The organism is Marinilabilia sp. (genome assembly GCF_016278715.1).
Classification (GTDB): domain Bacteria; phylum Bacteroidota; class Bacteroidia; order Bacteroidales; family Marinilabiliaceae; genus Marinilabilia.
On sequence record NZ_JADQBH010000040.1, the window covers coordinates 1 to 15431 of the forward strand.

The following is a 15431-nucleotide window of genomic DNA, read 5'->3' on the forward strand; positions in this document are numbered from 1 at the left end:
TGAAGTTAAGGAGTTTGACATTACCAATTTATATAAAAACCCCGAAGATCGAAAAAAGCTGATTGCATTGGTGAAGGAGAATCAGAGAGTTGAGAACTATGAAGTTGAGTTTGTCACCCTGGAGGGAAGAGTCATTTTTGCGTTAATAAATGCTATAGGAGTTTTTTCTCAATCGGGACGATTTGAGGGAATACGTGGCTATATTGTTGACATTACAGAAATAAAGAGCCTGGAAAAAGAATTGCAGGAAAGTGAAGAAAATTATCGACTGATGTTTATGAACAATCCACAACCCATGTGGATTTATGATTTGGAAACACTGGCTTTTCTTGAAGTCAACAATGCTGCAATGAACCATTACGGGTATTCCCGGACTGAATTTCTAGCTATGACTTTAAAGAATATTCGGCCTTCTGAAGATATTCCGGCTTTACTAAAGAACATGGAAAGCACAAGAGCATGCTACAATTCAGCCGGAGTGTGGCGACATATTAAAAAGAACGGAGAAATAATAAGTGTTGAGATTAACTCTCATTCAGTTCAATTTAAAAACCGGAAAGCTCGTCATGTATTAGTAAAAGATGTTACAGAACAACAAAAAGTTGAACAATCGCTGATTTACCACACCCGGATGCAGGAAATTCTCAGAACAATTGCATCTGATTTCATAAACGTGGAGTTAAAAAATGTTGATCAAATTATCCAGGAATCTTTGGGGGCCGTTGGTGAATTTGTTAATGCTGACAGAGTATATGTTTTTGACTACGACTGGAAAAACAATATTGGTAATAACACTTATGAATGGTGTAGTTCGGGGACTAAGCCCCAAATTAATGAATTACAGAATGTGCCTCTGGGAACAATTTCCCAATGGGTGAAAATGCACCAGTCTGGTCAAATTATGTGCATCCCGAATGTATTGGCCTTGCCGGAGAAGGATGATGTCAGGCAAATGCTTGAACCCCGGATGGTCAAAAGCTTGCTCGCTATTCCAATTATGGACAATAATATATGCATCGGTTTTATAGGATTTGACTCGGTGAAGGAGTACCACTATTACTCAAAAACAGAGGAAGGATTACTTGATTTATTAGCCCAGATGTTTGTCAATATCTCAAAACGTAAGAATGAAGAAGAAGAAAAACAAAAACTCCTTCATGCAGTGGAGCAAAGCCCGGTTTCCATAATCATAACCAACTTATCCGGATATATTGATTATGTTAATTCAAAAACGCTGAAAATAACAGGTTATAATAAGGAGGAACTTATTGGTGAAAATCCGCGAATTTTTAAATCTGGTGAAAAACCAAATATTGAATATGAAAATCTTTGGCAAACAATCTCCTCAGGACAGGAATGGTATGGTGAATTTCATAACAAAAGAAAGAATGGCGAACTTTTCTGGGAATATGCATCCATTTCACCAATATTTAATCTTAAAGGACAAATTGTTAATTATGTGGCCATAAAGGAAGATATTTCAGCGCGTAAAAAATCAGAACGAATCCAGGAGGCGCTTGTAAATATTTCCGATGCAATTGTTTATTCTCCGGATCTTAAAAGTTTTTCAGAAGTTATTTTTTCAGAACTCACCAAAATTATTCCCACGCGTAATTTCTATATAGCTTTATACAATGAAAAAACCCAAATGTTTTCCACGGTGTTTATTTTTGATTCTGTAGATGAAGGAAATTACGATTTTCCTGCATCTGGAACTTTGTCGAATTATGTGCTCCAGACAGAAAAATCTCTGTTAGTTGATCATCATAAGCACCAACAATTAATTGATAAAGGAGAAGCCGACATGGTAGGTATCCCCTCTGAGGTATGGATCGGGGTTCCAATTTTTGAAAAGGGAAAGGCGATAGGGGTAATGGTTATCCAAAACTATGAAGGGGAAAAGCTTTTAACTGAGGAAGATTTGAGGATTTTGGAATATGCTGCACCTTCAATCACTCTTGCTATTGAGCGAAAAGAATTTATAGAAAACCTGAAAAATGCCAAGGAAAAAGCTGAGCAAAACGATCGTCTTAAATCAGCTTTCCTGGCAAATATGAGCCATGAGATACGGACACCTATGAATGGAGTTCTCGGTTTTACAAGTCTTCTCAGTGATCCCTGTTTGTCGGGAGAAGAAAAAGAAGAGTATGTTAAAATTGTTCATAAAAGTGGCCAACGCATGTTGGATACTTTAAATGATATTATTGAAATTTCTGAAATTGAAGCCGGAATTTTAAATCTAAACATCCAAAAGGTTAATATTAATGAGGAGATAGAAGATTTAGTTCGCCTATTTTCTACTGATGCAAAAAAGAATAACCTGCAATTTATTATAGGGAATCTTCTTGATGATTCACAAAAGATAGTTTTAACTGATTCGGTAAAGTTGGATTCAATCCTAACTAATTTGATAAAGAACGCTATAAAATACACACAAAACGGGATAATAAATATTGATTGTAATATTGATGGGGCAAATGTTGTGTTTGCTGTAAAAGATACAGGTATCGGAATTCCAAAAGATAGGATTGAAAGCATATTTAATCGCTTTGAACAGGCTGATATGACTGATACCAGGGCGTTCCAGGGATCAGGTTTAGGTCTGGCTATAGCTAAATCTTATGTGAAAGTTCTGGGAGGTAATATTTGGGTAGAAAGTGAAGTTGGTAAGGGTTCGACCTTCTGGTTTACGATTCCTCTAACAGCCCCTACGAATTAGAAAAATTAAAGTGCAGATGTGTCAAAAGCCACAACAGTAAATCTTGTCAGATTCTGAGATACCATATTCTCGAACTTTACTGACACTCTGTTAACAAGTTCGTAGGCGCCGAAAATTAGTTGAACAAATCTGAAGATAAAAAAAAGCCAACGGCAATGCGAAGAAAAATTTAAGCAGCCTCCCGGTCCAAATGTGCTAAAACCATCTGCATTGAGTGTATTATATCGAAATGTTTAATGTTTATGTGTTTTATAGAAGAACGATGTCAGCAGATGTTTTCTCTGATTGAGTAATGCCTTGCGAGTGAACAACACTGTGAACAGCCTGCACACTTTTTGCAAGTACGGATGAGTGGGGTAAACAGTCCACCAGTTTGTATATCGAATATCCCAATGGAGTGCGACTTCATGTTTCTCCCCAAAGAGGATGCCACATATTACCGGAAAAAATAAAAACTAAAGTTTTTGTTCTTCAATAAGGTTACCTGCATCCGAAAATATTAATTGGTTTCTGTTTGATTCCTTATCCCTTACAATTACTTCGTACTCTAACATATTGCCCTTGTTCCTCATAACAGAGTTCATGATCTCACCTTTTACTAAAGCTTTATTCTTAATGGGTTCGGGCAGGTAATCTGACGGTAAGTTAACTCTATACTCTGTTAAAATCCCTGTTAAACTGTATATAGCTATATGTTCAAGGTTGTTTTTATAAAAAATAGCTTCGAAGTAATCAGATTTATTAAACCATTCAATATTTACAGCATCTTTAAAATTCTCATTAAAAGATTGTAAGCAAATTTCCGATGGAGAAACTCCGTTTCCTTCTACTACCTTTCTTAAGAAATTCTTCATTCAATTTCGTTTTTCTTCTTGATGATAAGATTTCAGTATATAACACATCTAGCGGTGCAGGTATTTTTTGGTATATAAATACAACACTCTGGTTCTGGCTCTCTTCAGGCGCATTTTGGCGGCATCTTCGCTGATTCTTAAAGCAACAGCAATTTGTTTCATAGAAAGTTCGTCCTTATACTTCATCAAAAGCAAAGCTTTTTCTTCCGGGTGGATGATTTCCATTATTGCCAAAAGGTTCTCATAATTGATGTCTTCAACTATTTCTTCTGTATCTTCAAAAATTTCAGGTAATTCATTTTCCCTGCTCCAATTCGGATAGTGCAATTTCTTTTTCTCACGCAAATAATCTATGCAATGATTGTAGGTTACGGAATATAACCAGGAAGAAAAGGATGAAAGTTGTTTAAACGATGTTAATTTCTCGAATACTTTTGAAAATACATCTTCGGCAAGTTCTTCGGCAATTTGTCTGTTTTTTACAAATGAGTAACATTTATCCAACACTCTTGAATGGTACCGATTATATAATACCTCAAAGTACTTGGATGAATTTTCATGTCTAATCTTGTGAATAATTTCATCATCTTTTAATTGGAATACACTTTCATTCATTGGATTTGTTGCATTTTGACACAAATGTATTATTAAACTTAAAAATTCATAAGTACAAACTTAATTAATTATGTAACACATTGTTAGTGTGGGAGATAAAAAATTATTTGATTTTTCTGTTACCTAATTACCAAAACCCGTCATAATATCAAAAAAAAAAGAAGATGTAGCAAATATTTGAACAATATTAGGAATCACTTCGGGAGAGGTTGCCTATAAAATTCTATTAATCTCAAAATAAACAATTATTTTAAATTACTAAAAGATGAAAAACAGATTATTTGCAAGTATTGCATATTTAGGATTAACAGTTCTTGTATTTACAAGCTGCTCAAAAGTACCCCAGGATGAAATTGATGCTGCCAATGCAGCTATTGAAGAAGCCATGTCAGCAGGTGCTGATGTCTATGTTCATGATAATTTTGTTGTATTGCAAGATTCATTGAACAGTGTATTGGTAAATATCGAATCACAAAAATCGAAATTTATTAAGAACTATTCAACAGCCAAGGAACAGTTGGCCGGTGTAACACAATTTGCCGGTGAAGTAAAACAACAGGCAGAAACCCAAAAAGAAGAACTGAAAATTGAAATTCAGAACACAATTGCCGAGGTAAAAACCCTGATTGAATCGAACAGGCAATTAATTATTGAAGCCCCACAAGGTAAAGAAGGGGCTTCAGCAGTGGAAGCTATAAAAGGTGAAATCGATGCTTTGGAAACAACAGTAATCGAAACAAGCACCATGTTTGAATCTGGTGATTATCTTTCTAGCCTTGATAAGGTCAAAGCTGCAAAGGAGAAAGCTTCTGCTATTAATACTGAATTGACAAATGTGATTGCTAAGTATAAAACTAACGTAAAAGGGAAAAGATCTTAATCAGGTAAAATAAAGTCATAAGAATACCCCGGTCCCGATAATTCGGAATCGGGGCTCTTTATAAAAACAGATGTTGTATTTATGAAAATTAAGATTTTGCTTTTCGTATCTCTCATAACCTTTGTTTTGGCTGGTTTTGCAATAATTCGAGTCGAAACAAATAAGCCTCCGGAGAAAAAGGTAATGAAAGCAGGGAAGGTATTGGCAGAAGCTCAGTTTGAAAAATCCCCAAAATTCGCGAAAGAGGCATTTCAGGAAGCTACTAATTATTACAACTCTGCTATGACGGAATGGGAAAAACAAAATGAAAAATTTATTCTTTTAAGAGATTACAAGAAAGTTTCGGAATTAGCCCAAAAATCAATAGAAAGTAGTGAAATAGCCATGGCTAAATCAAGTATGCTGATAGCCAATACAGAAGACTTACTTGAAATCAGAATTGAAAAAACAGGTGAAAAGATTAAAAGTTTTGAAGAATTCTTCGGCAATTTCCCATTGGATAAAAAACACAGGGATGAATTTTCCAAGAGCAAATTGCTTTATTCCGAAAGTCGACAAGCGTATAAAAACAGGAATTACTCCAGCTGTAAATCAAAACTTGATTCAGTGGAAATAGTCATTAACGATTTTTTTGCCTACTACCAGGAAAAGCTAAAAAATTACTTTGAAGATTACCCTAAATGGAATGAGATGGTGAATCAAACTTTATCCTGGTCAAAGAAAAGGCAAGCTTATATTGTCATCGTTGATAAATTTAGCCGTGAACTAACTATTTATAAAGATGGCAAGTTTCTTAAACAGTATTCAATTGAACTAGGATCTAATTGGGTTGGTGATAAAATACAACAAGGAGATAAATCAACACCTGAAGGACTATATAAAATAGTAGAAAAGAAACAAAACGGACAAACCAAATACCACAAAGCTTTTTTATTGGATTACCCGAATGAAGAAGATAAGAAACGATTTTTTTTCAATAAAAAGAATGGCATAATTAAACATGATGCAAAAATTGGCAACCTGATTGAAATACATGGTAGGGGAGGAAAAGAAATTGACTGGACTGATGGATGTATAGCGCTTACAGATGCCAATATGGATGAAATTTTCAAATTATGCCCGATCGGCACTAAAATCACTATTGTTGGTTCAACAAAATCGATTAACGAACTTTCTTTTGGTTTAAAATGAGCACAAAATCCACAGAGTACTGTATGCATTTAATAAGGAATCAAGCCAAGCATTATAAAGATTTTGCTTTAAAAGTTACAAAAACAATTAGCTTATTGCCAGGAAAGAGTTTTACTTTTTTGATAAAGTATTATATGCAATTAACGGTAATAGCTTTAATTATAATGGTTCCGGTTATTATTAGAAAAATTATCTGGATTGCACCTGTTTCTAAGCAAATCACTTTTCAATCGAGTGAAAAAGATTTATTGTTGGCACAGCAAAAAATTGAACGTGAGATTGCAACACTTAATAAAAAACTGAATACTAAAAGACCTAAATCGTTTTTTCTTGTAATTAATAGTGCTTCAAATGAATTTGTCTTATATAAAGGGACTGAAATTGTAAAGAAAGACAAATGTTCAACCGGAAGTTATATTTTGCTTAAAAACGGGGAAGACCAGCAATGGATGTTTAAAACCCCGAAAGGGGAATTCAGGATACAAGGAAAAACAACTTCACCGGTATGGAAAAAACCCGACTGGGCATTTGTTGAAGAAGGTTTACCTGTGCCATCGACAAATCATTATACCCGATTCGAATATGGCGTTTTGGGTGATTATGCTTTAAGTATTGGTCATGGATACCTTATTCACGGAACACTCTATCAGAGGTTTCTTGGATTACCGGTTACGCACGGTTGTATAAGACTTAATGACGAGAATCTTGAATTAGTGTATAAGTCGCTACAGGTGGGTTCAAAAGTATACATATTTTAAAGATGGTGTGAAATGAAGCGTATAATTTCAAAATCAAAGGCATTCCTGAGAAATAAATGGAAAGCAAAGTTATTTGTATTTCTATCACTAGTTTTATTTTCCTTGTTTGTTTCAATAGCATTAGCTCCTCAAATCAAAATTAAGGAATTGCAAAAACTTGTTAATACTGATTCTGTTTTTATAGAGAGATTTGATAGTGTTTATTATTATCCTGAAATGAGTAGGCTGGTTGGGGAGAAAGCATATAAGGAAGCCCTTCTGAAACTTGCTGAAAATGATTCGATACAATTAGTAATTAACTTAACTGACAGTACGGTTGATTTGAGTATGAAGGGAGTAATGATTCACCAAACTATAATTAAAGAATTTCGTAAGGATAAATTCTTTGGAAAAATTACCTTGATTCAAGAAAACAAACTATTTTCTCAACCATTGTTCGTTAATTCAAGTTATGCAACCATAGTAAAAGAACCGGTTGTAGTGCGCCATGCACCAAAAGACACACTGGAAGCAGCCATGAATGCCTGGCAGCCGGATACCCTACTACAAAATCCTGCCTTTGTAGCACTTTCGGTTGAATATAACATTCAGATAATCCTGGAACAGGATATGAACAATACCTTTTATGATAAATGGAGGAAATTCAAGTTTTATAAATATTTGAGTTTAAGAAAGGCGATTGTAGCACTGGAAAATTTCATTTGTTTTGAGAGGCAGGAATATCAGCCTACGATTAGGATTAAAATGCCTGTGGATGATTTAAGGGCAATATATCGGACATTGCCTTCTAACACTTTTATTGTCATAAAAATGTAATTGAATATTAAAAATATGAATAATGAAACAAGCTATGGTTTGTTAACATGATAGGATTAAGTAAATTAAAATGAGGTAATACTTTACCAATGTTATCATAAATAGTCCGTTAAACTTTTGTAATCACTTAATGCTTAATTGTTTATGAATTGCCAGGTGTTTGTTCCAACAATCAGTTTATCAATGTTTTAGGATTCATCTTGAATCTTATATCTAAAAATATAACGGTCTATTAATCAAGGTATTACCTCATGTTTTAATTATCTACAAAAGAAGCCTTTTTCTAAAAAGAAAATTCTTTTTCAGAAGGTCTTTTTTCTTTCTTGTTTTTAGCAATTTTACTTTTGAAAACTTGCTTTAGAAAAATCGACTCATTGTTTTTTCCTGTTTCGTTATCTTTCCATTCCCGGTTTGTATTTGCAATACTTTTTATCATTCCTGTCCATTTTAGGGCTAATTGTAATTCGTCACATAAGGTTAATTCGTCATAATCACTGTTGTAAAACTCTAAACAGACCTCCGGTTTATGCTTGTAAAAAGAAAAAGCCAGCACAATACGGTCTGTCACAATTACGGTTTCTTTACCGTATTTTACTTTCCTTTCGGTTTTAAGCATTCTGCATTCCGAAACTTCTGACAAATTGATTTTTTCTCGTATTTCCCTTTCAGGTATGTTTCGGATGAAAAATAAACTGTTATTTTCTTTATCACCTAAACCAATAAGGGTTTTATCCCACGTATCGAAATATGAAATTTCAGAATTGTTTTCTCTGGCAAATGATAACAAGGGTGCCAGGATTTTTTTATCCCGATTTTTGTTTCTTGATCTGATAAAAACTATCAGTCCTAAAATAGCCAGTGCAGCTATTGACCATCCCAAAGCTATATTTGAGTTCATTTTTTTATTATTTACAATGTAGAAATAAGAAATATTGATTTGACTGTTTTAGTCTTAAAAAGACATTGTTGTAGAATAATAAAACTTTACCAGAAATAATTGAAGGGATGGATTATGTCAGTAGCTTCGAATCTTATTATATGGGTTTTAGTATAATTTATATAACTATTGATTTTACTCATTATTTGTAATCCGGTTTCGGTTTCCCATAAATCCCCTTTTACTGAATACTTATGAAATGTTGGCAACAGCCAGTGAAAGGAGTACTGCCAGTTTTCTTTAAGGGCAATATGATTAAATAAATCTGATGTGCTGGAAAATAGGAATAGGTTTTCTGAAACGGGGTCTATAATAACATTGTCCTGTTTTGTTTCTTTTGCAACAATTTCTTGGGCATTAAAAACAATACAGGCTAGAAATAATATTGTATATAAAAGGTTATTCATTAGAGTTTTTCTATTTTGACGGACTTTTTTTGGGGGGTAACTAAACTTAGAAAAATTTTTTGTTTCGGTTTCTAGCCTGGACTATTCACAAATTATCTGTTACAATGTTCAACTACCGGCTAAGTACAGGCGTCCTCAAGAAAATTGACTTGAAAATAAATTATTATTCCCTGTATCAATTTTCTTTGTGGTTCCCCGTATTTATTGGTATTTGAACATCTCATAACGAAAATTCATGAATAGACCAGGCTAGAGAATCTTAAACCTAAATGCTTTGTCAACCCCAAGAACAATAAAAATTTTTCTTAGTTTTCCGAAGTAGCAAGTGTTAAGAGGCTTACAAATTTAATTTGTTTCCTGTTATAGGTGAATGGATTGTTTAATTAGTCTTGGATTCGACGAAAGGTTCGACATGGATCCCAATATGAGAATTTTCCCCGAATTTCTTTTTTAGTTTATTTTCTATCTGAGTAGCTATCTTATGCGAAACCTCAACTGTAAGGTTTTTATCCACCTTAATATGGACGTCAACTGCTATAATTTCTCCAATTCGTCTTGTCCTTAGATTATGAAACCACAAGACACCTTCCCTGCTTTCAATGACTTCAGAAATAGCACTCTCCTTGTCTGAAGGCAGAGAGTTTTCTAACAACTCTTTGATGCTCGGAATGGCTGCTTCCCATCCAATTTTTAGAATAAAAAAGCTTACAATTACTCCTGCCAGGGGATCAAGAATTCTCCAGGGTTCTCCCAGAAAAAGAGCTCCGGAAATTCCCAGGGCTGTTGCTACCGAAGAAAATGCATCTGAACGATGATGCCATGCATTGGCTTTTAATGCACTACTGTTAGTTTTTTTACCTGCTAAATAGGTGTACCAGAACAGGATTTCTTTTGCCACAATAGAGATCAGCGCTGCATATAGAGCTATTATTCCAGGTTGTAAAATTGTTTCTCCCGAAATAACTCTGATAATTTTAATTATGCCTGACCATAATATCCCGATGCCAACAAGGGCCAGAGCAAATCCGATTAGCATGGTGGCAAACGTTTCAAATTTTCCGTGTCCATAGTGGTGGTTTTTATCTCTTTCCTTTCCTGAGACCCCGATGAACATTAACACAATTAAATCTGTGATTAAATCCGAAAGGGAATGAATTCCGTCAGCCAACATTGCGGAACTTTTGCCGGTAATGCCTGCGGTAATTTTGCCAAGAGACAAAATCAGATTTACAATTGATCCTTTAACGGTTACGCTCTTAATGAGTTTTATTCTTTCCGGCTCTTTTTTCATTTCTGAAATTAATTGTGTGACAAAACAAGAACTTTATTGCATAATATATCTTATTATTAACGCAACAACAATGCTTACTGCAAGACCAATATTTACCTTATATAAATCTTTAAAAAGTCTTTTGTATGTATCCTTAATCAGATGTTTGTTCAAGAGAAAGTTGATTGCATACTCCCGACCCGCCAAAATACCAACAAATGTCCAGGTAGTACTCATCGGTATGGGATTTAACTCAGTAAAAAGAAAAAGAACAATTCCATAAGTAAGATCAATAATTGTGGCAGACCGAATATTGGCCGTATTTGTTTTTTGCTTAACTACTTCCTGTATTTTGCCACCCTTCTTTCTGAAAATAAAAGAAAGCAGAAAAAGTAAAAAGGCCAGAGATATTAAGAGAGCGGTAAAACTTAAATCACGTGGTAGATATACAAAAATATTTGCAAAATCCTGAATCAGCCATTGCGACCATAAAAACCCGGTGGAAATCCATTGAGCAATAATCCAAAAGTGTTTTTTGTTCCTGAGAATTTCTTTGTCTATTGCAGATTTGGATTCAAATTTCCTTGCAATCAATAAATAAACCAGGAATGCAAATAAAAAAGCCACGACATATCCTGAAACAGACTTCAAAACCATTTTTTCAATAACCTGACCTGATGAAAAAACGCTCAGAATCATGAACGTTGTACTCACAGGTAATCCTGCCTGAGTCAATATTAGCAACACCAGGGGGGGCAGAATATACCACCAGGAAATAACGGAAGGAAGTGGAATCTGAGATAATCTCCCATAGGAAACATCTCCATTGTTGGTAGCCCATCCAAAAATCAGCACAGCACTCAAAATCAGGGCAGCGTATCCCCAAAGAGTCAACCAGTGTTTCTTGTGATTTGAAGAAATAAAAGTGCCAAGTGTCTGGATTACATCATTTGCCACCACAGCATAGCCGGCCAGAGCAAATCCAAGTATCGAAAAAAGCATGGACGTTGTCATCTTTTTATTCTTATTTCTTTTTAAGTTTGTTAAACCACTTTTTTAATCTAATTTGACAGCGAAAAGCATGTCCTTTATTGAATTGCATTCCTGACAAGAATCAGATTTTTAACTTAACAATAGTATTTGCCAAATGAAATTACAACCAGGTTGGTCGTTAGAAAGTTAAGATAAAAGTTTGTAAATTTATATCATGAGTAAGTCTTTTAGAACAAAAAAACTACTGTTTTATGAATACTCGTCTTTACCTGAAATATTTAATAATTGTGTTTTTAATTGTATTTCCATGGATATTTTTTGTTTCCGGGGCTCCTTCTTCTTTCCCACCCGGGAATATGAAAGAACTTCTTCATAAAAAAATTGATCATCTCAAGCAATACCTTACGCTGAATCAAGGAAGTGAGATTTATGCTATTCCGTCAGTAATTAATATTTACAACGATCGGGAGTACGAGCCTATTTGGAAAAGAATGCAGGACGTTGATGATCTTATAACGGCTATTAAACAAAGTTATGATCATGGACTTTCACCATCCGATTATCATATTTCTACTCTCGAACAAATGTTGAGCGCACGCACTGCTGAAGAGAAGGTATTAAGAGACATTGTTTTGACTGATGCTTTTTTACTTCTTACTTCACACGTAATTTCAGGAAAGACAAATCCAAAAACAACAGACGCACAATGGCATGTGATAAAATCAGAAAAAAATCCCATAAACTACATAGACAAGATTGGCCAGGAGCCGTTACTCTCTGTAATTGAAAATCTTTATCCAAAGCATAAGAATTATGACCTCTTGAAGGAACAACTGGGAGAATACAGAAGAATAGGAGCCGAAGGAGGTTGGCCGGAAGTTGGTGCAGGTACCATGTTAAAACCAGGAATGTCAGACTCCCGTGTTCCCCAAATAAAAATAAGGTTGCAAGTAACAGGAGAGTATACTTCCTCTGTTGACCAGGAAAACAATACTTATGATGAAGAACTAAAACAAGCCGTTGTGAAATTTCAAAAAAAGCATGGAATTGAAGCACTTGGCAATATAGGCCCGGAAACAACCACGGCATTGAATTTCTCAGTGGAAGAACGAATAAAAACTCTTGAAGTGAATCTGGAACGCTGGCGCTGGCTTCCGGTTGAGTTTAGTCCTTATTATGTATTGGTGAATATTGCCAATTTTGAGCTGGAAGTAATTGATAACGGTCAACAGGTTAATCATCAAAAGGTTATTGTGGGCCGACCTTACAGGAAAACTCCGGTATTCAAAAGCGTAATGGAGTACCTGGATATTAATCCAACCTGGACTGTTCCACCAACGATTCTCAGAAATGATTTAGTTCCCGAGATTCAAAAAAATGTTCGTTATCTAACTGATAAAAATATAACTGTTTTTAGTCCGGATGGGAAGAAACTAAATCCCGATTCAGTTAACTGGAATAGCAATAGTGTATTCTCTTATAGATATAGACAAGAACCAGGAAAAAACAATGCCCTGGGAAGGATTAAATTTATGTTCCCAAATATCTACAATGTCTATTTGCATGACACCCCGACACGTGAGCTGTTCAACAGAACAGAAAGAGCTTTCAGTTCAGGATGCATCAGGGTGGAAAAGCCTGTTGAGCTGGCAGAGCTACTTCTCGCGGATCAAGAAAAATGGTCACAGGCTTCAATTAGGAAAGCTATTGAATCCAATATTACACAAACAGTTCGTTTAACACGAAAGCCGGAGGTTTATCTACTTTACTGGACTGCCTGGATCGATCAGGAAGGGAATCATCATTTTTCTAAAGACATATATGACCGCGATCAGTCAATTTACATCGCTCTTAACTCCAGGCCCGTTTACGATTTAGATTGAGAAGCATATTCTGAAAGGCTGAAATAGCTTTCTTCAGGATAATAGATAAAAACACAAGACTTGTTTTTAATGGACTGAATAATCGTTTTATTTTTTTCAGGTGGCAATGCGGGACAACCAAAGCTTCGTCCCAGGCGTCCATGCTTATTTACAAACTGCATGGTCGCATACTGAGCTGCATGAATAACAATTGCTCTTTCCCTGGCCTTATCATTTATTCCGGGTTCAACACCATCAAGACGAAGGGAAAGACCATGTTTGCCATGGTAAGTTTCGCCAGTAACAAAAAAGCCCAGACTGCTCATGTTCGATTGCGGAATGTTGGAAAACTTTTCAGCAATATTTTCTCCTGTGTTTTTTCCATGAGCGACCAGAGTATGTTGAACGATTTTTAAACTATCACAATCAATAACCCATAGTCTTTTGTGTGTAGAAGAAAGAGAAAAATCAATTAAAGTCAGGTATTTTTGGTTTTTTAGCTTCCCCTCTTTCATTAGACTTTGTTTCCCTTCCATGCCCAACCTAAAAGCTTCAAAAGATGGTTTTTGGTATTCGGGAGTAAGTGAATTGTAAGCGGTAAGTATGTTGTTGGAAGGATTATTCTGCTTTTCAGATTCTTTTCCTAAACTAATTTGTCCCAAATTCAGAAAAAAAATCCCAATAACCAAGATTAATGTTTTGTTCATGCTCCCCTGCATATCATCCCTCCTTTACATTAAATGTTATACGGTGTTTACTAAAAAAAGGTTTCACATTTCAAAAATATGAATTATTTTTCACATTCAAAGGTGATTAATATTTCTGTTTAACCTGTTCTGTAGAATCTTCCTGTATGCAGTGAGCTCCTCGCCCGGCAATGTCAGGAGGTACTTTTGTTTGAATTCTTCTTTCGGGTCCAGCCATTTCCATTCATAAAAGTCATCAGCCGGGACAAGGCATCGTTTGGAAAGAGTTGGTTTGAATGACGATTTTTGATCCAGTGTTTCCAGTCTTGCGTTGAGGGTGTTTTTGCAAATGCAGGTGTCTTTGGCCCAGGGTGGGATTAGCCCCCATGAAAATCCCAGGATGGCATCAGTTTTATCATTGGGAATAACCGGTGTAACCGGAAAGGCAAACGCATTGAAAATATCCGGAATGTACCATTCCGGAGTCAGAAATCTGGCTTTGAAACGCTCTTCGAGCTGATTGAAAGTCTTGTTGTTCTATGTTTGGAAACACATGAAAATAGTTTTTTTTCGGATAGGAAGATTTATGGGAAGAGTTGAAATCAGGGAATAATTTTTAGCCCCGCCTATATCCCCGAAATGCCACCTGATACTATGAATTTCATGACCATTGCCGGGTTAATATCAATTGATCTGACTTGATTTTTTGGGACAATAAACAACTCTCCTGAAAAATTATAGGAGTGTGGGAAATAAACAGCCACCTTTTCTTTTTCATCCAGCTTACTTAAATCTTCTTCTGTAATAAATCCCAGCTTTTCCAAATTAGAGATCGGATTAACCAGAACAATTACAGGTTTTTTGAACTTCCTTTCTTTACCAACAAATGCTGAAAAAAGGTCATTCAAGGCTGAGTAAATAAACTTAAGCAATGGTGCTTTTTCAATCATTCTTTTAAAAAGGATTTTGAATGGTTGGGCAAGAATGCTTCTGCCTGTAATACCAACCAAAACCAGAAAAAAGAAGATGACAACAAGGCCTAATCCGGGAATATCTATTCCAAGATATTTCTCAAGAATACCATCCAGTAAATTATCTGTAAAATTGAAAATAACGTAGATGATGTATGCTGTTATACCAAAAGGGGCTATATACAACAAGCCTTGCAGGAAATAATTCAGAATTTTCTTCATATCACAAAGTTAACTGAGTTTATGGTGAACAAACTTAGTGTATTTCTTTTTCATCATTTCTTGAAAAGATTCAATAAATTTTTAATTTGCTTCAGGAGTGTCGGGTTGAACGTAGAAAATTCCAAATTTTTTTTCGGTTCAATGTAAAATTACACGAGAGAGGGGGTGTAATTCGTAAGCGTCCGGTAAACTACTCATAGGAAGCACTCATGCCAATATCTAAGTTTGGGAAAACTAAAAAATATTGGCA

Annotated in this window: 15 protein-coding genes; 6 read left to right on the top strand and 9 right to left on the bottom strand. The window is 35.2% G+C overall.

Annotation, left to right across the window (positions count from 1 at the left end; translation table 11 throughout):
• The coding region (locus QZZ43_RS02750; RefSeq protein WP_291856022.1) for a PAS domain S-box protein at positions 1–2719 on the top strand (2719 nt) is incomplete at its 5' end.
• A gap of 455 nt (positions 2720–3174) precedes the next feature.
• Here the strand turns inward: QZZ43_RS02750 and QZZ43_RS02755 are convergent.
• Together QZZ43_RS02755 and QZZ43_RS02760 are read right to left on the bottom strand one after the other, a co-directional pair.
• Positions 3175–3573, bottom strand: a complete 399-nt coding sequence (locus QZZ43_RS02755) for a hypothetical protein (RefSeq protein ID WP_291856023.1) — start codon at positions 3571–3573, stop codon at positions 3175–3177.
• A gap of 48 nt (positions 3574–3621) precedes the next feature.
• Positions 3622–4188, bottom strand: a complete 567-nt coding sequence (locus QZZ43_RS02760; RefSeq protein ID WP_291856024.1) for an RNA polymerase sigma factor — start codon at positions 4186–4188, stop codon at positions 3622–3624.
• Between the two features lie 265 nt (positions 4189–4453).
• Here QZZ43_RS02760 and QZZ43_RS02765 point away from each other — a divergent pair, with 265 nt between their 5' ends.
• The 4 genes from QZZ43_RS02765 (at position 4454) to QZZ43_RS02780 (ending at position 7833) form a co-directional block, all read left to right on the top strand.
• On the top strand, positions 4454–5068 hold the full coding sequence (locus QZZ43_RS02765) for a hypothetical protein (protein ID WP_291856025.1): 615 nt from the start codon (positions 4454–4456) through the stop codon (positions 5066–5068).
• Between the two features lie 81 nt (positions 5069–5149).
• Positions 5150–6259 carry a murein L,D-transpeptidase family protein gene (locus QZZ43_RS02770; RefSeq protein ID WP_291856026.1) on the top strand — a complete coding sequence of 370 codons (1110 nt, stop codon included), beginning with the start codon at positions 5150–5152 and terminating at the stop codon, positions 6257–6259.
• Between the two features lie 23 nt (positions 6260–6282).
• Positions 6283–7017, top strand: a complete 735-nt coding sequence (locus QZZ43_RS02775; protein WP_291856028.1) for a L,D-transpeptidase — start codon at positions 6283–6285, stop codon at positions 7015–7017.
• 12 nt (positions 7018–7029) lie between these two features.
• Positions 7030–7833 (top strand): hypothetical protein, encoded by an 804-nt coding sequence (locus QZZ43_RS02780; RefSeq protein WP_291856030.1) that lies wholly within the window; start codon positions 7030–7032, stop codon positions 7831–7833.
• 283 nt (positions 7834–8116) lie between these two features.
• Here QZZ43_RS02780 and QZZ43_RS02785 read toward each other — a convergent pair whose 3' ends face one another.
• The 4 genes from QZZ43_RS02785 to QZZ43_RS02800 form a co-directional block, all read right to left on the bottom strand.
• A complete protein-coding gene (locus QZZ43_RS02785) occupies positions 8117–8731 on the bottom strand; it encodes a hypothetical protein (RefSeq protein ID WP_291856032.1) in 615 nt (204 codons plus the stop codon).
• Between the two features lie 86 nt (positions 8732–8817).
• On the bottom strand, positions 8818–9177 hold the full coding sequence (locus tag QZZ43_RS02790; protein WP_291856034.1) for a hypothetical protein: 360 nt from the start codon (positions 9175–9177) through the stop codon (positions 8818–8820).
• 379 nt (positions 9178–9556) lie between these two features.
• On the bottom strand, positions 9557–10468 hold the full coding sequence (locus QZZ43_RS02795; protein WP_291856035.1) for a cation diffusion facilitator family transporter: 912 nt from the start codon (positions 10466–10468) through the stop codon (positions 9557–9559).
• 33 nt (positions 10469–10501) lie between these two features.
• Positions 10502–11449 carry a hypothetical protein gene (locus QZZ43_RS02800; protein ID WP_291856037.1) on the bottom strand — a complete coding sequence of 316 codons (948 nt, stop codon included), beginning with the start codon at positions 11447–11449 and terminating at the stop codon, positions 10502–10504.
• A 242-nt stretch (positions 11450–11691) separates the two neighbouring features.
• Here QZZ43_RS02800 and QZZ43_RS02805 point away from each other — a divergent pair, with 242 nt between their 5' ends.
• On the top strand, positions 11692–13323 hold the full coding sequence (locus QZZ43_RS02805) for a L,D-transpeptidase family protein (protein WP_291856039.1): 1632 nt from the start codon (positions 11692–11694) through the stop codon (positions 13321–13323).
• Here QZZ43_RS02805 and QZZ43_RS02810 read toward each other — a convergent pair.
• The 3 genes from QZZ43_RS02810 to QZZ43_RS02815 form a co-directional block, all read right to left on the bottom strand.
• Positions 13308–14009, bottom strand: coding sequence for a murein L,D-transpeptidase catalytic domain family protein (locus QZZ43_RS02810; RefSeq protein WP_291856041.1), 702 nt, complete (start codon positions 14007–14009; stop codon positions 13308–13310). The two genes, QZZ43_RS02805 and QZZ43_RS02810, sit on opposite strands and share 16 nt — an antisense overlap.
• A gap of 96 nt (positions 14010–14105) precedes the next feature.
• Complete coding sequence (locus QZZ43_RS19550; RefSeq protein ID WP_367221190.1) at positions 14106–14477, bottom strand: SOS response-associated peptidase family protein; 372 nt, start codon at positions 14475–14477, stop codon at positions 14106–14108.
• A gap of 137 nt (positions 14478–14614) precedes the next feature.
• Positions 14615–15181 carry a DUF502 domain-containing protein gene (locus QZZ43_RS02815; RefSeq protein WP_291856043.1) on the bottom strand — a complete coding sequence of 189 codons (567 nt, stop codon included), beginning with the start codon at positions 15179–15181 and terminating at the stop codon, positions 14615–14617.
• Positions 15182–15431: the final 250 nt, after the last annotated feature.